The organism is Streptomyces sp. NPDC047706, from assembly GCF_043204795.1.
In the GTDB taxonomy this organism is placed as follows: Bacteria; Actinomycetota; Actinomycetes; order Streptomycetales; family Streptomycetaceae; genus Streptomyces.
The window spans coordinates 123,479-145,664 of record NZ_JBIDCW010000003.1 but is presented as its reverse complement, the minus strand read 5'-3'; the positions used below and the strand labels follow the sequence as shown (position 1 = coordinate 145,664).

18 protein-coding genes and 1 pseudogene are annotated in these 22,186 nt (G+C 72.6%); 13 read left to right on the top strand and 6 right to left on the bottom strand.

Annotated features, from left to right (window positions below; genetic code table 11):
* Window positions 1–11: 11 nt before the first annotated feature.
* The 4 genes from ACGF8A_RS04385 to wecB are packed head-to-tail and all read right to left on the bottom strand — an operon-like array spanning window position 12 to window position 5,818.
* Window positions 12–2,195: a glycosyltransferase gene (locus ACGF8A_RS04385; protein WP_393104098.1), complete on the bottom strand. Its 2,184-nt coding sequence runs from the start codon at window positions 2,193–2,195 to the stop codon at window positions 12–14.
* Window positions 2,192–4,108: a hypothetical protein gene (locus tag ACGF8A_RS04380; RefSeq protein ID WP_393104096.1), complete on the bottom strand. Its 1,917-nt coding sequence runs from the start codon at window positions 4,106–4,108 to the stop codon at window positions 2,192–2,194. The genes ACGF8A_RS04385 and ACGF8A_RS04380 overlap by 4 nt, the downstream gene beginning before the upstream one ends.
* Window positions 4,108–4,737, bottom strand: coding sequence for a class I SAM-dependent methyltransferase (locus tag ACGF8A_RS04375; protein WP_393104094.1), 630 nt, complete (start codon window positions 4,735–4,737; stop codon window positions 4,108–4,110). The genes ACGF8A_RS04380 and ACGF8A_RS04375 overlap by 1 nt, the downstream gene beginning before the upstream one ends.
* Window positions 4,730–5,818, bottom strand: coding sequence for a non-hydrolyzing UDP-N-acetylglucosamine 2-epimerase (gene wecB, locus ACGF8A_RS04370; RefSeq protein WP_393104092.1), 1,089 nt, complete (start codon window positions 5,816–5,818; stop codon window positions 4,730–4,732). Before wecB ends, ACGF8A_RS04375 begins: the two co-directional genes overlap by 8 nt.
* A 38-nt stretch (window positions 5,819–5,856) precedes the next feature.
* On the opposite strand from wecB, the gene ACGF8A_RS04365 reads away from it, so the two are divergent.
* The 3 genes from ACGF8A_RS04365 (at window position 5,857) to ACGF8A_RS04355 (ending at window position 9,923) form a co-directional block, all read left to right on the top strand.
* Window positions 5,857–7,308: a glycosyltransferase family 4 protein gene (locus ACGF8A_RS04365; protein WP_393104090.1), complete on the top strand. Its 1,452-nt coding sequence runs from the start codon at window positions 5,857–5,859 to the stop codon at window positions 7,306–7,308.
* Window positions 7,309–7,449: 141 nt separating this feature from the next.
* Window positions 7,450–8,718 (top strand): nucleotide sugar dehydrogenase, encoded by a 1,269-nt coding sequence (locus ACGF8A_RS04360; protein ID WP_393104506.1) that lies wholly within the window; start codon window positions 7,450–7,452, stop codon window positions 8,716–8,718.
* A 32-nt stretch (window positions 8,719–8,750) separates the two neighbouring features.
* On the top strand, window positions 8,751–9,923 hold the full coding sequence (locus tag ACGF8A_RS04355; RefSeq protein WP_393104088.1) for a glycosyltransferase: 1,173 nt from the start codon (window positions 8,751–8,753) through the stop codon (window positions 9,921–9,923).
* 157 nt (window positions 9,924–10,080) lie between these two features.
* Here the strand turns inward: ACGF8A_RS04355 and ACGF8A_RS04350 are convergent, their stop codons facing one another.
* Entirely contained in the window at window positions 10,081–10,761 is a 681-nt protein-coding gene (locus ACGF8A_RS04350) for a hypothetical protein (RefSeq protein WP_393104086.1), read from the bottom strand.
* A 362-nt stretch (window positions 10,762–11,123) separates the two neighbouring features.
* Here ACGF8A_RS04350 and ACGF8A_RS04345 point away from each other — a divergent pair, with 362 nt between their 5' ends.
* From ACGF8A_RS04345 to ACGF8A_RS04305, 9 genes are all read left to right on the top strand, one after another.
* A complete protein-coding gene (locus ACGF8A_RS04345; RefSeq protein ID WP_393104084.1) occupies window positions 11,124–12,287 on the top strand; it encodes a mandelate racemase/muconate lactonizing enzyme family protein in 1,164 nt (387 codons plus the stop codon).
* Complete coding sequence (locus ACGF8A_RS04340) at window positions 12,284–13,288, top strand: zinc-binding dehydrogenase (RefSeq protein WP_393104082.1); 1,005 nt, start codon at window positions 12,284–12,286, stop codon at window positions 13,286–13,288. The genes ACGF8A_RS04345 and ACGF8A_RS04340 overlap by 4 nt, the downstream gene beginning before the upstream one ends.
* A gap of 147 nt (window positions 13,289–13,435) precedes the next feature.
* Window positions 13,436–14,404: a hypothetical protein gene (locus ACGF8A_RS04335; RefSeq protein ID WP_393104080.1), complete on the top strand. Its 969-nt coding sequence runs from the start codon at window positions 13,436–13,438 to the stop codon at window positions 14,402–14,404.
* A 119-nt stretch (window positions 14,405–14,523) separates the two neighbouring features.
* Entirely contained in the window at window positions 14,524–15,636 is a 1,113-nt protein-coding gene (gene chvE, locus ACGF8A_RS04330) for a multiple monosaccharide ABC transporter substrate-binding protein (protein ID WP_393104077.1), read from the top strand.
* A gap of 32 nt (window positions 15,637–15,668) precedes the next feature.
* Window positions 15,669–17,219 carry a multiple monosaccharide ABC transporter ATP-binding protein gene (gene mmsA, locus ACGF8A_RS04325; RefSeq protein ID WP_393104075.1) on the top strand — a complete coding sequence of 517 codons (1,551 nt, stop codon included), beginning with the start codon at window positions 15,669–15,671 and terminating at the stop codon, window positions 17,217–17,219.
* Window positions 17,216–18,460, top strand: a complete 1,245-nt coding sequence (gene mmsB, locus ACGF8A_RS04320; protein ID WP_393104073.1) for a multiple monosaccharide ABC transporter permease — start codon at window positions 17,216–17,218, stop codon at window positions 18,458–18,460. The genes mmsA and mmsB overlap by 4 nt, the downstream gene beginning before the upstream one ends.
* Before the next feature lie 215 nt (window positions 18,461–18,675).
* Window positions 18,676–20,343 (top strand): pyridoxal phosphate-dependent aminotransferase, encoded by a 1,668-nt coding sequence (locus tag ACGF8A_RS04315; protein ID WP_393104071.1) that lies wholly within the window; start codon window positions 18,676–18,678, stop codon window positions 20,341–20,343.
* A 184-nt stretch (window positions 20,344–20,527) separates the two neighbouring features.
* Window positions 20,528–20,737: a hypothetical protein gene (locus ACGF8A_RS04310; protein WP_393104069.1), complete on the top strand. Its 210-nt coding sequence runs from the start codon at window positions 20,528–20,530 to the stop codon at window positions 20,735–20,737.
* Window positions 20,734–21,030 (top strand): hypothetical protein, encoded by a 297-nt coding sequence (locus ACGF8A_RS04305; RefSeq protein ID WP_393104067.1) that lies wholly within the window; start codon window positions 20,734–20,736, stop codon window positions 21,028–21,030. Before ACGF8A_RS04310 ends, ACGF8A_RS04305 begins: the two co-directional genes overlap by 4 nt.
* On the opposite strand, the pseudogene ACGF8A_RS04300 reads toward ACGF8A_RS04305, so the two are convergent.
* A pseudogene (locus tag ACGF8A_RS04300) lies at window positions 20,996–21,444 on the bottom strand (ankyrin repeat domain-containing protein). The gene ACGF8A_RS04305 and the pseudogene ACGF8A_RS04300 overlap by 35 nt on opposite strands.
* Before the next feature lie 163 nt (window positions 21,445–21,607).
* Here ACGF8A_RS04300 and ACGF8A_RS04295 point away from each other — a divergent pair.
* Window positions 21,608–22,177 (top strand): sigma-70 family RNA polymerase sigma factor, encoded by a 570-nt coding sequence (locus tag ACGF8A_RS04295; RefSeq protein ID WP_393104065.1) that lies wholly within the window; start codon window positions 21,608–21,610, stop codon window positions 22,175–22,177.
* Window positions 22,178–22,186 lie beyond the last annotated feature (9 nt).

Genomic DNA, 22,186 nt, shown 5'->3' with positions numbered 1-22,186 from the left:
GGCCGGGATCATCAGCCGGACACCAGCAGTTCCGTCCAGTCCCGGGCCACCCGGCGCAGCGCGAACTGCTCCCGCACCTGGGCGCGGGCCAGTTGCCCGGCCTCCCGCCAGCCCTCCTCGCCGAGCCCGGCGAGGGCGTCCGCCATCGTCTGCGGGTCCTGGTGGATCCACCGCCGGTCGTAGATCTCGTCCGCGCCGGGCCACGGCAGCAGCGCGGGGACCGCGGCGGAGGCCATGCCCTCGGCCGGCGCCAGGTGGAAGCTCTCGTCGTCGCTGGTGGACAGCACGTTCCCGACGCGCCGCAGCCAGCCGGCCACGTCCGCGCCGAAGTCGTCGAAGACCACCGCCCCGTCCAGCAGCGGCGAGGTCTGCATCCGGCGCAGTACGGCGTCGTAGTGCGCGCGCTCCTCGGGCTTGTTCCAGATCCACCAGTACTCCCACGGCGGCTTCGACTTGACGGAGAGATGCCAGCGGCGGTCCCGGGCGCGCAGGGCCTCCAGGACGTCCAGGCCCAGGTCCATGCGCTTGCGGCTGGGCGCGATGCCGATCATGCCCAGCCGGAAGCGGGCGCCCGGCGCCTTGGGGCGGTCGAGCTGGTCGGTGTCCACCCAGTTCGGGATGACCGTGACCTTCGACTCCGGCCAGCCGGTCTCCTCCAGGGTGCGGCGGGCGTATGAGGAGCTGACGCAGATCACCTTGTCGACGGCGTCGATGTCGACCTGCGCGGGCCACTCGGCGTCCAGTTCGAAGCGGTGCAGCCGGACGATCAGCCGGCTGTCCTGCCGCTTGTGGCGGCTGTACCAGACGGCGGCCGGACCGCACCACTCGACGACCACGACGTCGGCCCACCCGGCGAGTTCCCGGCTCGCGGCCGGATCGTGGCGGGCGAGCGCCGGCCAGGCGTCGACGCGGACGTCGAGACCGGGCACGGTGCGGAAGTGGTCGAGGAGCCGGGAGAGGAACTTCAGGTCGTGGCCCGCGACACCGACCCGCAGGGGCCGCGTCCGGGCGGCGACGGCGGCCGGCGCCTCGGGGAAGGCCTCGTCGAGCTGGGCACGCCAGCGTTCGGCGGCCGCCCGGAGCGTGTACCGGGAGGCGGCGTCCCGGCAGCGCTCGGCGGCGAGCCGCCGGACCTCGGGCTCCCGCACGGCGCGGGCGACCGTTTCGACGGCGTCGTCGAGCGCGGCGTGCCCGGTCACGAAGAGTGGATAGTCACCGCCGAGCAGCGCCTCGTGGGCGGGGGTGCGGTTGAGGACGACAGGCAGCCCGAGCGCGCCGAACTCCAGTACCTTGGTGGACAGTTCGAGGCTCGCGTCCAGGGCGGGCTCGCGCCAGCCGAGGCCCAGGTCGCAGTCGGCGGCGATGCGCATGGCCTCCTCGCGCGGCCGGCCGCCGTGGTGCTCGACGCCCGGGGTGACGGCCAGCGCACGCGCCATGGCGGCCTGGAACTCCGGGCAGCGGCGATCGTCGTGGATCTTGTCGCCGACGGTGTGCAGCTCGGCGCGGACACCCTGCTCGGCGAGGAGCGCCGGCAGCTGTGTCATGGGCAGGGTGTTCCACAACGGGGCGAACTTGCCGGTGTAGACGAGCCGGAAGGGGTCGTGCGGCCGCTCGTGTTCCGGCAGCGGGAACCCCGGCTCGGGTACGGCGGGCGGGCTGAGCACGCACTTGCCGCAGGCCTCCGGCACGGACGTCTCCAGCAGGCAGCGCAGTTCCTCGGTCTGGCACAGCAGCCGCTGGGAGGCGAGGGCGATCCGGGTGAGTTCCGCGCGGACCCCTTCGGTCATCTCGGCGGCCGACTGCGGGATGTCGGTGAGGTAGGCCCAGATCCGCCCCTCGAACAGGCCGTCGGCGACCACCCGCCCGACCAGGCGCCGGCCGCGCAGCACCAGCAGGTCGCAGGGCTCGTCCTGGTCGAGCTGGACGAGCGCCTGAGAGGCCTGCACGGGCGACAGCGGCCGGTCGGACAGACCGGACAGCAGCCGTTGCTCGTGGGGGCGGACCACCGTGACGCCGGGCAGCCCGGCCAGCGGGTCGATCAGCCGGCTGGTGAGTACGGGTGCCTTCAGGACCAGCCGGGTCCGGCAGCCGGCCCGCGACAGTGCCTGCACCGTCGACTGGGCCCAGACGGCCGAGCCGTCGATGAGATTGAGGTCAACGTCGCCGTAGACGAGCGCGTTCAGTGTCCGGCTCATGTCGGCTCCTTCCCGCACCAGGCGAACAGGCGGTGTCCCTGGCGCGCCCAGGCCTCGGGCGGGGCGCCGGAGGTCAGCAGCGACCGGCGCACCAGCAGGGGGCGCAGTTCGGGGACGAAGGTGTAGTCGTCGGCGGCGGGCGTCGAGCCCACCGCGTCGGCGCCGGAGTACTCCTGCGCGCACATCAGGTCCAGCAGCAGGGTGTCCGGGCGGTCCTCGGTGAGGTCCGTCCAGTCGGCGACCCACGGCGCGAGGGGCGCGCCGGTGCGTACGGCGACGCCGGCGGCGGCGAGTTCGTCGAGTCCGGTGGGGTCGGGCACGACGACCTCGGCGGGCCGGTGCCGCTGGCTGAGCACCTGCTCGGTGAGCCGGGCGATGCCGGCCCGGTCCCGTGGGTCGGCCAGCACGCAGACCTGGCGCCGGTCCAGCGGATCGGGGGCGCCGATCCGGCGGGCCAGCTGCGACAGCCGTACCCGGGTGCTGTCCACCCGGAACGCCTCGCGCAGACGCTGCCTGCCCACCGCGGCCGGGTCGAGACTCGCCAGCCGCACACCGGCGTCGGCGTCGAGGACGGCGTCCCAGGCGAGCCGGGTCAGGCCGGGGGCCGCGGAGAGCGGGCCGTCCCGCCAGAGCACGCAGGCGCGGCCCGCCGCCCGGGTCTCGGTGAGCAGTTCGGCAAGTTTCCGGTCCAGGTCGGGGGCGAGTCCGGTGCCGGTGAGCGACCAGGGCCCCTCCCCCGTGCAGGCGCTGAGCTGGACCACCAGGGCGTCCGGGTCGGAGCGCTGCACGATCAGCCGGCCGTCGTGCGGCAGCGCCCGGTTGACCACGGCGTCCGCCGCGAGATCCGCGGCGGTGGTGTCGGTGAGCACACCGGCGATCACCATGCGGTCGCGGGGCGTCGAGGCGAACGCCCGGTGGGCGAGGTGCATCCGCGCGTCGGGCACCGCGACATGGGCCGGGAGACCGGCCGGCGCGCGCCGCGCCGTCCCCCGGGCAGCCGTGACCGGCGGGGCGACGGCACCCGGCTTGAGCCGTCCCCGCCAGCGCCCGTACAGCTCCCGCAGCCCCGCCTCCCGCTCCGCGCGTGAGGACGCGGACAGGGAACGGGACCTCACCCGTCCCCGCCACAGGCCGTACAGCTCCCGTGGCAGTCGCGGCGCCTCCTGCCGGGGTGAGCGTGCCGCCGACACCAGGGCCCGGCCCACCCGCAGTGAGGTGGAGCCCTCCAGCATGGCCACCCGCGCCTCCAGCAGGCCGACGCGGTCCCGCGCGCGGTGCAGGGCGGCCGCCAGCTGGTCCTTGTCCCGTACGGCGGCGGCGAGACGCTCGGCGAGGCCCTCCTCGTGGACCGGGCCACGGGCGCGTTCCGCCTCCTCGGCGTCGCGTTCCAGGTCCAGCACGCGGGCCCGCAGCGTGCGGGCGACCAGGTCGGCGAGGACGTACTCGTCGGCGATCCGCAGCGCGGTGGCGAAGCCCTCCGCTGGGACGGGCCGCCCGAACCAGTCGTGCGGCGGCCGGAGTTCGTCGGTGCGGACGATCACCGCCGCCGCGTGCAGGTGCACGTAGTCGAGCGGGGCGGCGCGCAGCACCTGGCAGCGGTGCGCCACCAGGGCGTCGAGCAGCCGGTGGTAGGGGAGTTCGGGGCCGCGGTGGCCGAAGAGGATCAGGCCACGGCCGCCCGGGCGCATGCGCTGCAGGACGGCGAGACAGTCGGTCTCGGTGCCGTGCAGCGCCGGGTCGGGGCCGAACGACACGATCACCAGCTCGCTCTCGCCGATGTCACGTTCGCCGTGGTGCAGGGCGACATCGCGGGGCAGGTGCAGATAGGGCTCCAGATCGAGCCCGCCGTCGGTGGCGTCCACGACCGTGGTGACGCCGTCCAGGTGAGGGTGGAGCAGATCGGTCAGGCGCATCAGCGGGTCCTCGTGAAGACGTGGAAGCCGACCTCGTTCTCGCGGAAGCCGTACGGGGTGAACAGGGTGTGCCGCATGCCGAGGGGTTCGAGCAGCGCGGCGTACTCGGCGGCCGGGCGGTGCAGGATGTAGTCGCCGCGCCGGCGGCGGGTGCCGGTGTCCTCGTCGGTGAGGATCAGCCGTCCGGTGATCCGCACCAGCGACGCGAGGTTGCGCAGGCCGGCCGCCCACTCGTCGTCGTCGAGGACGTGGAAGAGGACGTCGACGCAGAGCACGACGTCGTACGGCCAGGGGCTGCGCCACTCGTCCAGGGCGGCGAGCGCGTAGCGCGGGCCGCCGCCCTGCGCGGCGGCGTACTCGACGGCCTCGTCACTCGTGTCGAAGGCGTCGACGCGGTGACCGCAGCGGGCCAGGGCGCGGGCGAAGTGCCCCTTGCCGCAGCCCGCGTCGAGCACGAACAGGGGGGCCGACCCGTCGGCCAGGTCGCCTATCAGCGGCAGCAGGGCGCCGAGCCGCTGGGCGTAGAAGATCTCGTTGCCCGCGCGGTCCAGGCCGATGTGGCCGCCGGAGGCGAGGTCGTCGTGCTCGCGGTGGCGGGTGTCCCAGTAGTCGCGCACGACTTCAGACATGGTGCTCCAGCCAGCGCACGACCTCGGCGGCGATCCGGGGCCCGGCGTGCCCGTCCCACAGCGGCGGGCCCTCGTCGGGTGCCGGCTGTCCGCCGTCCAGCACCTTGCGCAGGGCGGGTACGGCTTCGGCGTGGCCGACGAGCCGGTTGGTGCCGTGTGTGACGGTGACCGGGCGCTCGGTCGTGGTGCGCAGTGTCAGGCAGGGCACACCGAGCACGGTGGTCTCCTCCTGGACGCCGCCCGAGTCGGTGATCACGGCGGCCGCGCCGCGCACCAGGCTCATGAACTCGACGTATCCCAGCGGGTCGAGGACGTGGACGCCCGGTGCGCCGTCGAGGCCGGCGGCGCCGAGTGCCGCCCTGCCGCGCGGGTGCAGGGGGACGGCGAGGTCGAGGAGCCGGGCCGCCTCGGTGAGCACGCGGGCGGCCGCCTCGGCCGCCTCGGGGTCGTCGACGTTGGCGGGGCGGTGCAGCGTCACCACGGCGTAGCGCTCGGGCAGCCCGTACGCGGCGCGGGCGGCGGCCGGGTCGAAGTGGTCCACATGGGTGAGCAGGGTGTCGATCATGGGGTTGCCGACGAGGTGGACCCGGCCGGGGTCGACGCCCTCACGGGCGAGGTGGCCGACCGCCTCCGGGCTGGTGGCGAACAGCAGCTCGGCCAGCTGGTCGACGAGGCGCCGGTTCACCTCCTCCGGCATCGTCATGTCGAAGCTGCGCAGGCCCGCCTCCACATGGGCGAGCGGCATCCCCAGCTTGGCGGCGACCAGGGCGGCCGCCAGCGTGGAGTTGACGTCGCCGTAGACCATCACGAGGTCGGGGTCGCGGGCGGACAGCTCACCCTCCAGGGCGAGGAGCAGGTCGGCCGTCTGCCGGGCGTGGCTGCCGGAGCCGACACCGAGATCGGTGTCCGGTTCGGGCAGCCCCAGTTGCCGGAAGAAGATGTCCGACATCCGTTCGTCGTAGTGCTGGCCGGTGTGCACGAGCACCTGGTCGCAGCCCGCCGTGCGCAGTGCGGCGACGACCGGGGCGGCCTTGACGAAGTTCGGTCGGGTGCCGACGACGTGAAGTATGCGGCCGTTCATGTCGTACTTTCTCCGCTCTCGCCGCCTAACGTGACGGCATGTCGCGTCATATCCCCCGTGCGCTCAGTCTGGCCGCATCCGTGGCGTGGGGCGAACTGCGCCACGACCCCCTGAGGGCCGCGCTGCTGGGGGTACGGATGCTGCCGCCGCCCGTGCGGCGCCGGGCCCGTCCGCTGGAACTGCGGCTCGCCGGCCGGGCCCGGACAGCCGGTCCGGCCGCTGCTCCATCCGGGGTACAGGTGCCCGCGCCGCCCGCCCGCACGGCCGTCCGGCCGGTGCCGGGCCGGGTGCTGCATCTGGTCACCAACGGGCTGCCGTTCAAGCACGCCGGATACACCGTGCGCACCCAGAAGATCGCCGCGGCGCAGCTGGCCGCCGGGCTCGATCCGCATGTGGTGACGCGGGTCGGGTTCCCGGTGGCGCAGGGAGTGCTGGACGCCCGTGCGGTGCAGACCGTGGACGGGGTGCCGCAGCACCGGCTGCTGCCGCCGTGGCTGCCGTACGGGCAGGCGGCGTTGCTGGCCCGCAACGCCGAGCTGGCCGGCCGGCTCGTGGAGCGGCTGCGGCCCGCCGTGCTGCACCCGGCCACCGACCACGGCAACGGGCGGGTGGCGCTGGCCCTGCGCGCGGCCTACGGACTGCCGGTGGTCTACGAGGTGCGCGGCTTCCTGGAGGACACCTGGCTGACCCAGGCGCCGGGGCGGACCCCCGAGGACCCGGCGTACCGGGCCCGGCGCGAACTGGAGACGCACTGCATGCGGGAGGCGGACCTGGTGCTGACGCTGGGTACGGCGATGAAGGCGGAGATCGTGGCCCGTGGGGTGCCGCAGGAGCGGGTCCTGATCGTGCCGAACGCGGTGGACGAGGAGTTCCTGACGCCGCTGCCGGACGGGGCGCCGCTGCGGGCCCGGCTCGGCATCGCGCCGGACGCCTTCGTGGTCGGCACGGTCAGCACCCTTACTCCACACGAGGGAATCGGCACATTGCTCCATGCGGGTGCCGAGCTGAGGCGCCGCGGAGTGCCGCTGCGGCTGCTGATCGTGGGGGACGGACCCGAGCGCGCGGCGCTGCTGCGGCTGGCCGGCCGGCTGGGCATGGACGACGGGACGGCCGTGTTCACGGGCCGCGTCGCGTACGCCCAAGTCCGCGCGTTTCACGCCGTGTTGGACGTGTTCGCGGTGCCGCGCACGGATGCGCGGGTGTGCCGGCTGGTGACGCCGCTGAAGCCGGTCGAGGCGATGGCGAGCGGGCTGCCGGTGGCCGCCAGCGATCTCCCCGCGCTGCGCGAGCTCGTCAAGCCGGGAGTGACCGGGCAGTTGGTTCCGCCCTCGTCCGAACAGGCTTGGGCAGATGCCATCGAATTCCTTCTTTACAGTCGAAAGCGGTCCGAATGGGGTACGGCCGCTCGCGAGACCGTGGCAAGCGACCGCACCTGGACGCGGGTCGCCGCCACTACCCGGGAGGCGTACCGCGCCCTCGGCTGTCTCTGAAGGAGCCGCCCGGCTTCCGGAGGAGCGGACCGGACCGCACAACTTCAGATCCGAGTCCGCCCACGGGACGGGAGCAGCCCTATGCAGGTCGACCAGTCCGAACCGCTCGGGGACAAGAGCGCACAGCTCGGGGAATCAGAGATGGCCGGCACCGCCGAACTCGCGGTGATCGGGCTCGGCTACGTCGGGCTGCCGCTCGCGCGGGAGGCGGCGGCGGTCGGCCTGAAGGTCGTCGGCCTCGACAAGAACCCCCGGATCGCCGCCGGGCTCAACTCCGGACGCTCCCACGTCGACGACGTGTCCGACGACGACGTCCGCCGGATGCTGGCGGCCGGCTTCCGCGCCCGCACCGACGACAGCTGTCTGGCCCGCGTCCAGACCGTGGTGATCTGTGTGCCGACCCCGCTCAACGGGGACGGCGGGCCCGACCTGAGCGCGGTCACCGCCGCCGTCCGGGCGGTCGCGGGCCGGCTGCGGCCCGGACAGCTGGTGGTGCTGGAGTCCACCACCTACCCGGGCACCACCGAAGAGGTCGTACGGCCGCTGCTGGAGGAGGTCTCCGGGCTGCGTGCCGGGCGGGACTTCGCCCTCGCGTTCTCGCCGGAGCGCATCGACCCCGGCAACACCGGACACGGGCTGCGCGACACCCCCAAGGTGGTCGGCGGCTGCACCGCCTCGTGCGCCGCCCGCGCGGTCGCCTTCTACGGCAAGCTCGTCGACACGGTCGTGCAGGCGAAGGGCACCCGCGAGGCCGAGATGGCCAAGCTGCTGGAGAACACCTACCGGCACGTCAACATCGCCCTCGTCAACGAGCTCGCCGTCATCAGCCACGAGCTGGGCGTCGACCTGTGGGACGCGATCCGCTGCGCGAGCACCAAGCCGTTCGGCTTCCAGGCCTTCCGGCCGGGCGCCGGAGTCGGCGGGCACTGCATCCCCATCGACCCGAACTACCTCTCCTACAAGGTGCGTTCGTCGCTCGGCTACGAGTTCAGGTTCGTCGAGCTGGCCCAGGAGATCAACCGGCGGATGCCGGAGTACGTCGTGCGCCGCGCCCAGGACCTGCTCAACCACGACGGCCGGCCGCTGCACGGCTCCCGGGTACTGCTGCTCGGCGTCACCTACAAGCCCGACGTCGCCGACCAGCGGGAGAGCCCGGCCGTGCCGGTGGCGCGGCTGCTGCGGCAGCGGGAGGCCGAGATCTACTTCCACGACCCCCACGTCGACGAGTGGTCCGTCGACGGCGTGCCGGTCCCCCGCGTCGACGACCCCATGGCCGCCGTCACCGGGCACGACCTGACGATCCTGCTCCAGGACCACACCTCCTACGACCTGCCCGCCCTCGCCGACGCGGCCCGTCTGCTCTTCGACACCCGGGGGCGGATATTCCGTCCCGGTGTCGAGGTGCTGTAGCGGGCCGGCCGGAGCCGAAAGGTGCTGCTCTGATGCGGATACTCGTGGTCACCGTCGTCCACCATCCCGAGGACGCGCGGATACTGCACCGGCAGATCGCGGCCCTGGCCGAACGCGGCCACCGGATCGTGTACGCCGCCCCCTTCGGCGCCCGCGGGGTGGCGCCGCGCCCGGGCGTCGAGGGCGTGGACCTCCCCCGGGCAGCCGGCCGGGACCGCCGGGCCGCCCTGCGCTCCGCGCGCGCCCTGCTCGCGGAGCGCGGGCCGGAGGCGGATGTCGTGCTGCTGCACGACCCGGAGCTGCTGCTCGCCCTGCCCGGCACCCTGCGCCGGTGGCGGCGCGGCGGCCGGGCCCCGGTGACCGTGTGGGACGTGCACGAGGACACGGCTGCGGCGCTGACGATGAAGCGCTGGGTGCCGCCGGCGCTGCGGATGCCGCTGAAGGTGGCGGTGCGGGCGGCGGAACGGCTGGCCGAGCGGCATGTACGGCTGCTGCTCGCCGAGGACGCCTACCGGGAGCGCTTCCGGCGGCCCCACCCCGTCGTGCCGAACCTCACCGCCGTACCGGCCGCGCCGCCCGAGCCGCCCGGCCCGGACCGGGTCGTCTATCTGGGGCATCTGTCCCGGGCGCGCGGCGCGCTCGACCTCGTCGAAACGGCGCGGCTGCTGGCGCCGGACGTACGCATCGACGCCATCGGCGCGGCGGACGTGGACGTGCGCGGCGCGCTGACCGAGGCCGACCGCGAGGGCGTCCTGAGCTGGCACGGCTATCTGCCCAACGACCAGGCGCTGGCCCTGCTCTCCGGCGCGACGGCGGGGCTGTCCCTCCTCCACGACCAGCCCAACTACCGCCATTCGCGGCCGACCAAGGTCGTCGAGTACATGGCCCACGGCGTCCCCGTCGTGACCACGCCGAACCCGCTGGCGTCGGACCTGGTGAAGCGGCACCGCTGCGGTCTCGTCGTCCCCTACGGCGACCCGGCGGCGACCGCGGAGGCGGTACGGCGGCTGCGCACCGACACGCGGCTGCGCCTGGACACGGCCGCACGCGGCCGGGCGGCGGCGGTGGCGGAACTCGACTGGGGGGAGCGGGCGTCCGACTTCACGGACCTGCTGGAGGCGTGGGCGAAGGAGGCCGGCACCGACCGGAGCACGCCGGAACTGGGCGCACCACCGCAGGAACCCCTCGCGCCTCTCGGGGGGTGACGACCGGCCGGGTCCCGACGTCCCGACCGTCCGTCCGCATCGGCTCCGGCGCGCAGGCCCCGGCGGGCCGGGTGGCGCCGTCGGCGCCGGGTCCCGCGCCGTCCGGGCAGGACGGCCGTCCTCGGCGGACTCGCCGTCGGCGTTGCCTGTTGCGGCGCTAGGTGCACCACCACAGGAAGCGGTCGCACGTCTTGGTGGGTGACGGTTGCGGGGCCGGGTCCGAGGACGGCGGGTCCGCCGTGGGGGTCGGCGTCGGGTCCGGCGCGGGTGGGGGCGCCGGGGCGGAGGCCGAGGGGCCGGGAGCCGTGTCCGTCGGGGACGAGCCGCCCTCCTGCGACGGGCTCGCCGACTCCTTGTCGTCCTCCTTGTCCTTGTCCTTGTCCTTGTCCTCGGAATTGGACGGGGAGGGGGAGGTGGAGCCGTCGGCGGAGGACGTGGCCTTGCCCGGTGTGGCGCCCGTGGCGGGGCCGGTCAGCGGGTCGGTCGACTCCTGCGACTCGACCTCCGCGCCGCCGTCCGGCGAGGCGCCCCCGGCCGCGGCCGGGTTCGGGGCGGAACCGGGGGCGTCCAGGCCGAGTTCGGCGAGGCTGAGCGCGCCGGCGGCCAGCAGGAAACCGGCCGCGACCAGCAGGGTGCGGCGGCGCCGGCGGCGGTGGACCGCGGCCTTGCGGTCGCGCCGGCTGACGTTCGGCTGACGGCGCCTGGACTCCCGCCCGGGGCGGTCGTCGCCGGCGTCGTCGGCGTCGCTGTCGTCGGCGTCGTACGGCTCGCCGGGCTCCGCGGCCCGCACCACCGTGACGACGTCCGTGCGCACATCCGTCCGTACGACGGTACGCACGACGGTTTCCTCCGCGTAGGCGCGGAGTTGTTCGACCGGTGTGCCGCACCCCGGGCACGCGAGCGCGCCGTTCAGGTGCCGTCGGCACGGGTGGCAGTAGTCCATGACGCGGGAAGGTTAAGTTTTTGATCGGTACCGTTCATAGTCGTCAGGGTGAAGGTTCTGTGCGGAACGTTTCCTTCCGGCATGCCGGCCGGAGAGCAACCCACGCGCATCATCACGAAACCGGCCATCGAAAGTCTCGAAACCGTTATCGACCCGCCCCATTGACACCCCGGCCGCCCCCTCCTTACTGTCACGCCAGCATTTCGAACGAGTGACGATATATCGAACAGAACCGACCTTCACAAGGGGCAACTGCCGTGCGCATCACCGGAATCAGCACGCACGTGGTCGGGACGCCGTGGCGCAACCTGACGTACGTCCAGGTGCACACCGACGAGGGGATCACGGGCGTCGGGGAGACCCGGATGCTGGGCCACACCGACGCCCTGCTCGGCTATCTGAGGGAGGCCGAGGGCAACCACGTCCTCGGCTCGGACCCGTTCGCCGTGGAAGACCTGGTGCGCCGCATGAAGTACGGCGACTACGGGCGGGCCGGCGAGATCGTGATGTCCGGCATCGCGGTCGTCGAGATGGCCTGCTGGGACATCAAGGGCAAGGCTCTCGGCGTGCCGGTGTGGCAACTGCTGGGCGGCAAGGTCACCGACAAGGTGAAGGCGTACGCCAACGGCTGGTACACCACGGAGCGCACGCCCGAGGCGTACCACAAGGCCGCCCAGGAGGTCGTGGCGCGCGGCTACCGGGCGTTGAAGATCGACCCGTTCGGGACCGGGCACCTCGAGCTGGACCACCGGCAGACCCTCTACGCCGTCTCCCTCATCGAGGCGGTCCGTGACGCCATCGGCCCCGAGGCCGAGCTGATGCTGGAGATGCACGGCCGCTTCTCCCCCGCCACCGCCGTCCGGCTCGCCCACGAGCTGGCGCCCTTCCGGCCGGCGTGGCTGGAGGAGCCCGTCCCGCCGGAGAACCTCAAGGCCCTGGAGAAGGTCGCCGCCAAGGTGGACATGCCGGTCGCCACCGGTGAGCGGATCCACGACCGGATCGAGTTCCGGGAGCTGTTCGAGAGCCAGGCCGCCGACATCGTCCAGCCGGACGTCGGCCACATCGGCGGCATCTGGGAGACCCGCAAGCTCGCCGCCACCGCAGAGACCCACTACATGCTGGTCGCGCCGCACAACGTGGGCGGCTCCGTGCTCACCGCCGCCTCGCTCCAGGTCGGCTTCACCTCCCCCAACTTCAAGATCCTGGAGCACTTCAACGACTTCGCCGACGCGGAGATCAAGAAGGTCGTCAAGGGCGCGCCCCGGGTGGACCCGGAGGACGGCTGCTTCCACCTCTCCGACGCCCCCGGCCTCGGTGTCGAGCTGGACACCGACGCGGCCGCCGAGTTCCCGCAGCAGCAGGCCCGCTTCGACCTGTGGGCCGAGGGCTGGGAGCAGCGCAAGCCCGGGGCGACGCGGTGAGCACGGCCGTCGTCGTCGAGGCGCCCGGGACGCACCGGCTCGCCGCGCACACGCCCCGCCCGCCGGGTCCGGGCGAGGCGCAGGTGAGGGTGCACGCCGTCGGCATCTGCGGCAGCGACCGCGAGGTCTACCAGGGCAACCGGCCCGAGGGCTACGTCCGTTATCCGCTCGTCCCCGGTCACGAGTGGTCCGGGACGGTCACCGTGACCGGCCCCGGCGTCCCCGCGTCGCTGGCCGGCCGCAAGGTGGTCGGCGAGGGCTTCCGCAACTGCCAGGTGTGCGACCGCTGCCACGCGGGCGAGACCACGCTGTGCACGGACGGGTACGAGGAGACCGGCTTCACCCTGCCCGGAGCCATGGCCCCCACCCTCACCCTGCCGGCCCGCCTGCTGCACGTCCTGCCCGACGACGCCGACCTGACGGCGGCGGCGCTGCTGGAGCCGGCGGCCTGTGTCGCCGCCGCGGCTGTGAAGGCGGACGCGAAACCGGGCGAGCGGGTCGCCGTCGTCGGCACCGGCACCCTCGGCATGTTCGCGGTGCAGTTCCTGCGGGCCGTCTCCCCGGCCGAGCTGCTGGTCGTCGGCGCCCGCGAGGACCGCGCCGCGCTGGCGCGGGAGTTCGGCGCCACCGGCTTCCGCACCGGCGACGAGCCCCTGCCCGGCGGCTTCGACGTGGTGATCGAGGCGGCCGGGTCCGCCGACGCCGCCCGGAGCGCCGCCGCGCTGCTGCGCCGCGGCGGCCGGCTGGTGCTGACGGGCATCCCGGCGCCGGGCGCCGACGGCCTGGACCCGACGGACCTGGTGGTGCGGCAGCTTCAGGTGCAGACCGTGTTCGGGGCGCCGCCGGACGCCTGGGCGCACGCGGTGCGGATGTTCGCCGCCGGGCTGCTGGATCCGGCGCCGCTGGTCACCCATGAGTTGCCCCTCTCCGAGTTCTCGCACGCCATCGAGCTGGTCGGGTCCGGCGGCCCGAAGGTCGGCAAGGTACTGCTCCGGCCCTGAGCCCCCGGTCCGTACGCCGGTGCGCAGCCGGCCCGGCGGCCGCCGTACCGGGGCGGCGGGAGGGCCCACCGCGCCGTCCCGCGCCGGCTCCTCCGCACACCCATCGTTCCGAACCACATCCGAAATACCGAACAAGAAGGACAGCTCGTGACCGACGCTTCCGCCACGGCCGCCCGCAGGCCCGGTGAGCCGGCGCTGACCGCGCTCGGCCTGGGCGCGCCCGCCCCCGATCCCGCCGACGCCTCACCGCACAGCTTCCCCGGCGGTGGCCGCTGGCGCACCGAGATCCCCTCGTGCGAGGGCCCCGAGGCACTGGCCGTCGTCCTCAAGGAGTCCTCGCGCCTGGACGTGCCGATCCACCGGATCAGCCAGGGCAGCGGGGTGTGGATGCTGACCGACGCCGAGATCACCGAGATGGTCGAGGCGACCGGCGCACGCGGCATCGAGCTCTGCCTGTTCACCGGCCCGCGCGGCACCTGGGACATCGGCGGCTCGACGCGCACCGACTCGCGGGGCGGCGGTCCGCGGGCGCGCGGCCACGACGCCGTCGCCGGCTGCGTCGAGGACGCCGTACGCGCGACCGGACTGGGTGTGCGCTGCCTCCTCGTCGCGGACGAGGGCGTGCTGTGGACGCTGCACCGGGCGCGGGCCCAGGGCGTGCTCCCGGCCGACACCACGCTGAAGGTATCGGCGCTCATCGGGCCGGTGAATCCGGCGAGTTACGCGGTGTACGAGCGCCTGGGCGCCGACTCGGTCAATGTGCCGAGCGACCTGACGCCGGATCACCTCACCGAGATCCGGCGGGTGTCCGGCGCCCCCATGGACATGTACATCGAGGCCCCCGACGACCTCGGCGGCTATGTGCGGATGTACGAGGTCGCCGAGCTGATCCGGCGCGGAGCACCGCTGTATCTGAAGTTCGGCCTCTCCAAGGCCCCCGGCATCTACCCCTACGGCCACCATCTGCGGGAGCTGACCCTGGCCACCGCGAAGGAGCGGGTGCGGCGCGGCCGGCTCGCCCTCGACCTGCTGGCCCGCCACGGAGTGGACGGCGAGATGGCGCCGCTCGGCTCCCGGCTCCCCGGCGATCTGCGCAGATTCGAGATCTCGTCATAACGTTCCGGAAAATCGGCTTCACAGAAGAAGACACAGCCGCGCACAATCCCACACACCTCGTCACGCCGAGTCCCTCCTGGCACTCATCCAGCTCCTCGCACACATCAAGGATGATGATCATGCGTAACCGCAGAGCCGCACTCGCCGCGACCGCCGCGGCCGCCTCCCTCGCCCTGACCCTCTCCGCCTGCGGCCAGAGCGGCGAGGGCGGCAGCAAGGAGGACGAGGGCGGCGCCGAGGGCGCCACCATCGGCATCGCGATGCCCACCAAGTCGTCCGAACGCTGGATCGCCGACGGCGACAACGTCGTCAAGGACCTTCAGTCCAAGGGCTACAAGACCAAGCTCGTCTACGGCGAGGACGACCCCGACCAGCAGGTCTCGCAGGTCGAGAACCTCATCACGCAGGGCGTGAAGGCCCTGATCGTCGCGGCCATCGACAACAAGTCGATGAACAACGTCCTGCAGCAGGCCAAGGACGCGGACATCCCGGTCATCTCCTACGACCGCCTGATCCTCGGCACCGAGAACGTCGACTACTACGCCTCGTTCGACAACGAGAAGGTCGGCGAGCTCCAGGGCACCTACATCCTCGAGCAGCTCGGCCTGAAGGACGGCGGCGAGAAGGGCCCGTTCAACATCGAGCTGTTCGCCGGCTCGAACGACGACAACAACACCCGCTACTTCTTCCAGGGCGCGATGAACGTCCTGCAGCCGTACATCGACAACAAGCAGCTCGTCGTCGGCTCGGGCCAGACCGAGCTGACGCAGGTCACCACCCTGCGCTGGGACGGCGGCACCGCGCAGAAGCGCATGGACGACATCCTCACCTCGGCGTACAAGTCCGAGCGGGTGGACGCGGTGCTCTCGCCGTACGACGGCATCTCCATCGGCATCCTCTCGGCGCTGAAGTCGGACGACTACGGCTCGAAGGGCAAGCCGCTGCCGGTCGTCACCGGCCAGGACGCCGAGGTCGCGTCCGTGAAGTCGATCATCGCCGACGAGCAGTCGATGACCGTCTACAAGGACACCCGCGAACTCGCCAAGGTGGCCTCCGACATGGTCGACGCGCTTCTGAACGACGACAAGCCCGAGGTCAACGACACCAAGACCTATGACAACGGTGCCAAGGTCGTCCCCGCGTACCTGCTGGAGCCGGTGAGCGTCGACAAGGCGAACTACCAGGAGACCGTCGTCGACTCCGGCTACATCAAGGAAAGCGACCTCAAGTAAACCGCCGGACCCAGGGATTGGAAGGCACGACCATGGCGGGACCCGTCCTGGAAATGCGCTCGATCGTCAAGACCTTTCCCGGCGTCAAGGCGCTGTCGGACGTCACACTGACCGTCCGGCAGGGCGAGGTCCACGCCATCTGCGGGGAGAACGGCGCCGGGAAGTCGACCCTGATGAAGGTCCTCTCCGGCGTCCACCCGCACGGCACCTACGACGGGGAGATCCTCTTCGAGGGGGAGGCCTGCCGGTTCAAGGACATCCGGGCCAGCGAGCAGCACGGCATCGTGATCATCCACCAGGAGCTGGCGCTGGTGCCGTACCTGTCGATCGCGGAGAACATCTTCCTCGGCAACGAACACGCCAGACGCGGGCGGATCGACTGGACCGAGACCCTCCGGCACGCCACCGAACTGCTGCGCCGGGTGGGTCTGTCCGACCACCCGGACACCCGGGTCGCGGACATCGGGGTGGGCAAGCAGCAGCTCGTCGAGATCGCCAAGGCGCTGTCGAAGAAGGTGAAGCTGCTCATCCTGGACGAGCCGACGGCCGCCCTGAACGACGAGGACAGCGGCAAACTGCTCGATCTCATCCTGGAGTTGAAGAACCAGGGCATCACCTCGATCATCATCTCGCACAAGCTCAACGAGATCCGAAAGGTCGCCGACTCGGTGACCGTCCTGCGCGACGGGCGGACCATCGAGACGCTCGACGTGAAGGCCGCGGAGACCACCGAGGACCGGATCATCAGCGGGATGGTCGGCCGCGATCTGGAGCACCGCTTCCCGGAGCGCACCCCGCACCGGCCCGAGGAGGGTGCCGCGCCCGCGCTGGAGATCCGGGGCTGGACCGTGCACCATCCGATCGACCAGCAGCGCAAGGTGGTCGACGACGTGTCGCTGTCGGTGCGGCGCGGGGAGATCGTCGGCATCGCGGGCCTGATGGGCGCCGGCCGCACCGAACTGGCGATGAGCGTCTTCGGGCGCGCCTACGGCCGGTACGCGGGCGGCACGGTCCTCAAGGACGGCCGGGAGATCCGTACGAAGAGCGTGGCGGAGGCCGTGAAGCACGGCATCGCCTATGTCACCGAGGACCGCAAGCACTACGGCCTGAACCTCATCGACACCATCAACCGGAACATCTCGCTGACGGCGCTGAAGAAGGTCGCGAAGCGCGGTGTGGTGGACGAGCACGGGGAGCGGCAGGTCGCCGAGGGCTTCCGCAAGTCCATGAACATCAAGGCGCCGACCGTCTTCGAGCCGGTGGGCAAGCTGTCCGGCGGCAACCAGCAGAAGGTCGTCCTCAGCAAGTGGATCTTCGCGGGTCCCGAGGTGCTGATCCTGGACGAGCCGACGCGCGGCATCGACGTCGGCGCCAAGTACGAGATCTACACGGTCATCGACCAACTCGCCGCCCAGGGCAGGGCGGTCGTCTTCATCTCCTCCGAACTGCCGGAGCTGCTCGGCATGTGCGACCGCATCTACACGATGGCCGCGGGCCGGCTGACCGGCGAGTTCTCGCGGGCCGAGGCCTCCCAGGAAGCGCTGATGCGTCAGATGACGAAGGACAAGGAGGTAACGCGATGAGCACGGATGTGACCGCCAGGACCCCGGCCCCCGCGCCGCCGGGCAAGGGCGGAGCGGGCGCGGGGGGCGGCCTGCTCCAGATGGTGCTGGACGGGATGCGCCGCAACATGCGGCAGTACGGCATGCTGATCGCCCTCGGCCTGATCGTCGTGCTGTTCGCCGTGTGGACCGACGGCGACCTGCTGCTGCCGCGCAACGTCTCCAACCTGGTACTGCAGAACAGCTACATCCTGATCCTCGCGATCGGCATGATGCTCGTCATCATCGCGGGCCACATCGACCTGTCGGTCGGCTCGCTGACGGCGTTCATCGGCTCCATGGCCGCCGTGTTCATGGTCAGGAACGACATACCGTGGCCGCTGGCGGTGATCCTCTGCCTGGCCATGGGTGCCGTCGCGGGCGCCGTACAGGGGTTCTTCATCGCCTACGGCGGCATACCGTCGTTCATCGTGACCCTCGCGGGCATGCTCATCTTCCGCGGTCTCACCGAGATCTTCCTGGAGGGCCAGACCCTCGGCCCGTTCCCGGAAGGTCTGCAGAAGGTCGCCAACGGCTTCCTGCCGGAGGTCGGACCGTACACCAACTACCACAACCTGACCCTGTTGCTGGGCTTCGCGCTGATCGCCTTCGTGGTCGTCCAGGAGGTGCGCGACCGGCGGCGCCAGCAGGAGTTCACGCTGGAGGTGCTACCGCGGAACTTGTTCCTGCTGAAGCTGGTAGCCCTGGTCGCCGCCGTCCTGGTCGCCACGCTGCTGCTGGCCAGTTACAAGGGCGCGCCGATCGTGCTGCTGATCCTCGGCGTCCTGGTCGTCGGCTTCGGCTACGTGATGCGCAACGCGATCGTCGGCCGGCACATCTACGCCATCGGCGGCAACCTGCCCGCCGCCAAGCTGTCCGGTGTGAAGGACAAGAAGGTCACCTTCCTGGTCTTCCTGAACATGGGCATGCTCGCCGCGCTGGCGGGTCTGGTCTTCGCCGCGCGCTTCAACGCGGCCTCGCCCAAGGCCGGCCTGAACTTCGAACTCGAGGCGATCGCCGCCTCGTTCATCGGCGGCGCGTCGATGAGCGGCGGGGTCGGCACCGTGCTCGGCGCGATCATCGGCGGCCTGGTGCTCGGCGTGCTGAACAACGGCATGAACCTGGTCGGGATCGGCACCGACTGGCAGCAGGTCATCAAGGGCCTGGTGCTGCTGGCGGCGGTCGGGTTCGACGTGTGGAACAAGCGCAAGGTCGGTTCGTAGCTCACCCGGGCCCCGCCGCGCGGCGGGGCCCCTCGTCCTTCGTGGTCGACGGCGGCGGCCCACTCGTTCAGTGCGCGGCTTCATACTTTCGTCACATGAGCTGAACGGGGCCACCGCAGCCTCCGTATGTAAGGGCGGCCCGTGCTCCCCCGCGCGGGCCCCCAGCACGACGGACCCGGTCCTCCCCGCCGGGTCCGCCCCAACCGGAGGTCTCCTTGCCTGACAACGTCACCTCGCTGTTCCGCGGCACCGCGGCGCACAGCCCGTCGATGGCGGCGTTGACGCGGGAGAGCGACGGATCGGGCCCGGTGGACTTCTGCATCCCCTGCAACCCGTACTTCCCCACCCCGGCGATGTTCGACGAGATGGCCGGCAAGCTGCGCGACATCATCACGTACTACCCGAGCAGCGCCGACACCATCACCGCCGAACTGTGCAGCCTGCTCCAGCTCCCGCCGCAGTGCGTGGCGATGGGCAACGGATCCACCGAACTCATCACCTGGATCGACCACCTGCTGGTCCGTGAGTCCCTCGCCGTCCCCGTCCCCACCTTCGGCCGCTGGACCGACCAGCCCATGGAGACCGGCAAGCGGGTCGACATGTTCCCGCTCCAGGAGTCCAGCGGCTTCGCCCTCGACCTCGCGCAGTACGCCGAGTTCATCCGGGCCCGCGGCACCCGGGTCCCCGTCATCTGCAACCCCAACAACCCCGACGGCGGCTTCGTGCACAAGCACGCGGTCGTGCAGTTCATGGACGCGATGGCCGACCGGGACCTGGTCGTCGTGGACGAGTCGTTCCTGGAGTTCGCGGACGCGGAGGCCGAGCCGAGCGTCGTGCAGGAGGCGATGATCCGCCCCAACGTCGTCGTCCTGCGCAGCCTCGGCAAGAACTTCGGCCTGCACGGGATCCGCTTCGGCTACCTGGTCGCCAACCCGGCTCTGGCGGGCCGGATCCGCTCCATGCTGCCCAAGTGGAACCTCAACTCCTTCGCCGAGCACGTGGTGTTCATGCTGAAGGAGCACGGCCAGGAGTACGCGCAGAGCCTTCAGCAGGTCCGCCGGGACCGCCTGGAGATGGCCAGCCAGCTCTCCTCCCTCCCCGGCCTCACGGTCTACCCCTCCCAGGGAAACTTCCTCTTCGTGCGTCTTCCCGTGGGGGCGGAGGGCACCGTGGTCCGGGACCGGCTGCTCACCGAGCACCGGATCCTGGTCCGTGAGTGCGGCAACAAGATCGGATCCTCCAGCCGCTTCCTGCGTCTCGTGGTGCGTCCCCAGGTGGACGTGCGTCGCCTGGTGTCCGGCCTGGAACAGGTGCTCTACGGGACCAGGAGGGGAGCCGCCGTGCCCGAGCTGGGCACCGGGACCAGCTACAGCTCGGGCACGGCGGCGGTGGACCGGCTGGTCGGTGCCACCAACGGGGCCGGCGTGCGGGGCCTGGCCGCGCAGGCGGTCGCGGCGGCCGTACCGGGCGCGGACGCGGGCATGCCGATGCCGGCGGCGGCACAGGCGTACCCCCCGCCGCCGCAGCAGATGCCGCCATCGCAGATCCCCCAGCAGGTCCCCCCACCGCAAGCGCCTCAGCGAGTCCCGCAACCGCCGATGCAGCAGCCTCCCGTCCCCCAGCCGGCCATGCCTCAGCCCGCCGTGCCACAACCGGCCGTGCCCCAGCCCGCCGTGCGGCAACCGGCGGCGGCCCCGCAGCCCCTGCCCTCGCCGACGCCGCCCGGCGTCCCCGCGCGGGGCGGCCTCACCGCGGCCCAGGTCCGTGGCGCCACGGGCCCGGGCGCCCCGGTCCCCCCGGCCGGCCTCGCCCCGGCGGCGGCGACGGGCTGGCCGGGCACGACGACGTGGCCGAACGCGGCGGGCATGGGGCAGGTGGGCTGACCGCCGCACCCCGGTGCCCGGATCTTGGCGGGGCGCGAAGGTCACCGAAGACTGCCGGGACCCCGCAATGCGGCAGCATCACCCGCGCCTGCATGCTGGTGCCCCTGGCGGGTGCGCCCACGCATCGCCCGCACCGGGCCGCTCGGGCGATGAGGCCGAGCGGCCCTCGACCGCGAGGAGCAGCATGACCGCACGGCATGCCGGTGCCGCCCTGGCCGTCGCGGGGACAGTGCTGTCCCTCGCCGGCGCCGCACTGTACGTTCTGCCCGGCCCCGGCCTGCCCGTCCTCGCCACGGGTCTGGCCGCGCTCGTCACCGGCCTGCTCGTGTTCACCGGGAAGCGGCACGGCTCAGGGCGGGAACCCCGCAGCAGCAGACTCCGGAACTCACGATGATCCGGCAGTGGCTCGGACCCGCCCTCTCCTCCCTGACCCTGCTGCCCGCCGGTGCCGCCCTGCTCGCCGGGCGTGTACCGCGGCGGCTGCGTGGCCGTCCCGAGCTGACCCGTCCACGCGGCGTGGCACTCCTCGCCTTCTGCGCCGTCCCGCCGCTCAACGCCGTTCCCCGCCTGGCCGGTGCCTCGGCCGCGGTCATCCTGGCGGCCACGGGCCTGGCGGGGGCGGTCGCTGTGGGGGGATGCCTCGCGCTGATGGTCACGCCCCGGCGGGCCCGGACCGCCGCCCGGTGACCGGTCGCGGGTGACGGCGCAGTGCCTCCGCGGTCTCGGGGTGGGGGCGCGCAGCGCCCACTCCAGTGGGGTGAGGCCCGTGCCGGCGTCCTCGCGCAGGGCCGGGTCCGCGCCGTGGGCCAGGAGTTCACGGACCGTCCCGGTGTGGCCCCAGCACGCCGCCGCGCACAGCGGTGTCCCCTCCGCGCCGGCTCCCGCGCTCTCGGTGTCAGGAGCGGCACCGGCCGCCAGGAGGGTGCGGACGACCGCGGTGTCACCGTTCACGGCTGCCGCGTAGAGGGGTGTGGTGCCCTCGGCGTCGCGCGTGTTCGCGTCGGCGCCCGCCCGCAGCAGCGCCCTGACGCCGGCGTGATCACCGCGGGACGCCGCCGTCACGAGACGTCCTGCCAGCTTCTTGCGCCGTCGTCCGTTCATCGCGGCCGAGAGTAGCCGCGGCCGTCCCGCGCGCCGACCGGTTTTCCCCGGTATCCCCGAAAGCGATGCACAGTCGGTGCGAGTTGAGGCCCCTGGTTCGTGGGTCGCACGGTGACTCCTGGGACGACGCAGAAGTACCGCTCGGCTGAGGGGGCCACGCAGTATGAACGCACAGCGGATCGTCGACGAGGACCTGGCAACCCGGTTCGCCGACGGGGACGAGGACTGCCTGGCCGCGATGTACCAGCGGTTCGGGCCGCTGGTCCACGCGCTGGCCAGCCGTTCGCTCGCGGACCGGGGCGAGGCCGAGGACGTCACGCAGGCGGTGTTCCTGGCGGCGTGGCGCGGCCGGGCGGGCTTCGCCCCGGAGCGGGGCGCGCTGTCCGCCTGGCTGGTGGGCATCACCCGGCGCAAGGTGGCGGACGCGCTCGCCGCCCGGTACCGGCGTACCGAACTCGCCGAGGTCGCCGGGTCGCTGCTGGCCGGCCGTGCCGCGCGGGCCGCGGCGGAACCGGACGCGGCCATCGACCGGGTGCTGGTGGCCACCGAACTGGCCAAGCTGTCGTCGCCGCAGCGCCAGGTGCTGCGGCTGGCCTTCTACGACGACCTGTCCCAGGCACAGATCGCCGACGTCACCGGCTGGCCCCTGGGCACGGTCAAGAGCCACGCCCGTCGCGGGCTGCACCGCCTCGCCCGCTGCCTGCGCGAGGACGCGGGCACGGCGAACGCGTGAACTCCGTGC

What these genes read in the sequence shown, in the direction of transcription:
- ACGF8A_RS04385 (WP_393104098.1), bottom strand. Translation starts at nt 2,195, where the DNA reads ATGAGCCGGACACTGAACGCGCTCGTCTACGGCGACGTTGACCTCAAT.
- ACGF8A_RS04380 (WP_393104096.1), bottom strand. Translation starts at nt 4,108, where the DNA reads ATGCGCCTGACCGATCTGCTCCACCCTCACCTGGACGGCGTCACCACG.
- ACGF8A_RS04375 (WP_393104094.1), bottom strand. Translation starts at nt 4,737, where the DNA reads ATGTCTGAAGTCGTGCGCGACTACTGGGACACCCGCCACCGCGAGCAC.
- wecB (WP_393104092.1), bottom strand. Translation starts at nt 5,818, where the DNA reads ATGAACGGCCGCATACTTCACGTCGTCGGCACCCGACCGAACTTCGTC.
- ACGF8A_RS04365 (WP_393104090.1), top strand. Translation starts at nt 5,857, where the DNA reads ATGTCGCGTCATATCCCCCGTGCGCTCAGTCTGGCCGCATCCGTGGCG.
- ACGF8A_RS04360 (WP_393104506.1), top strand. Translation starts at nt 7,450, where the DNA reads ATGGCCGGCACCGCCGAACTCGCGGTGATCGGGCTCGGCTACGTCGGG.
- ACGF8A_RS04355 (WP_393104088.1), top strand. Translation starts at nt 8,751, where the DNA reads ATGCGGATACTCGTGGTCACCGTCGTCCACCATCCCGAGGACGCGCGG.
- chvE (WP_393104077.1), top strand. Translation starts at nt 14,524, where the DNA reads ATGCGTAACCGCAGAGCCGCACTCGCCGCGACCGCCGCGGCCGCCTCC.
- mmsA (WP_393104075.1), top strand. Translation starts at nt 15,669, where the DNA reads ATGGCGGGACCCGTCCTGGAAATGCGCTCGATCGTCAAGACCTTTCCC.
- mmsB (WP_393104073.1), top strand. Translation starts at nt 17,216, where the DNA reads ATGAGCACGGATGTGACCGCCAGGACCCCGGCCCCCGCGCCGCCGGGC.
- ACGF8A_RS04310 (WP_393104069.1), top strand. Translation starts at nt 20,528, where the DNA reads ATGACCGCACGGCATGCCGGTGCCGCCCTGGCCGTCGCGGGGACAGTG.
- ACGF8A_RS04305 (WP_393104067.1), top strand. Translation starts at nt 20,734, where the DNA reads ATGATCCGGCAGTGGCTCGGACCCGCCCTCTCCTCCCTGACCCTGCTG.
- ACGF8A_RS04295 (WP_393104065.1), top strand. Translation starts at nt 21,608, where the DNA reads ATGAACGCACAGCGGATCGTCGACGAGGACCTGGCAACCCGGTTCGCC.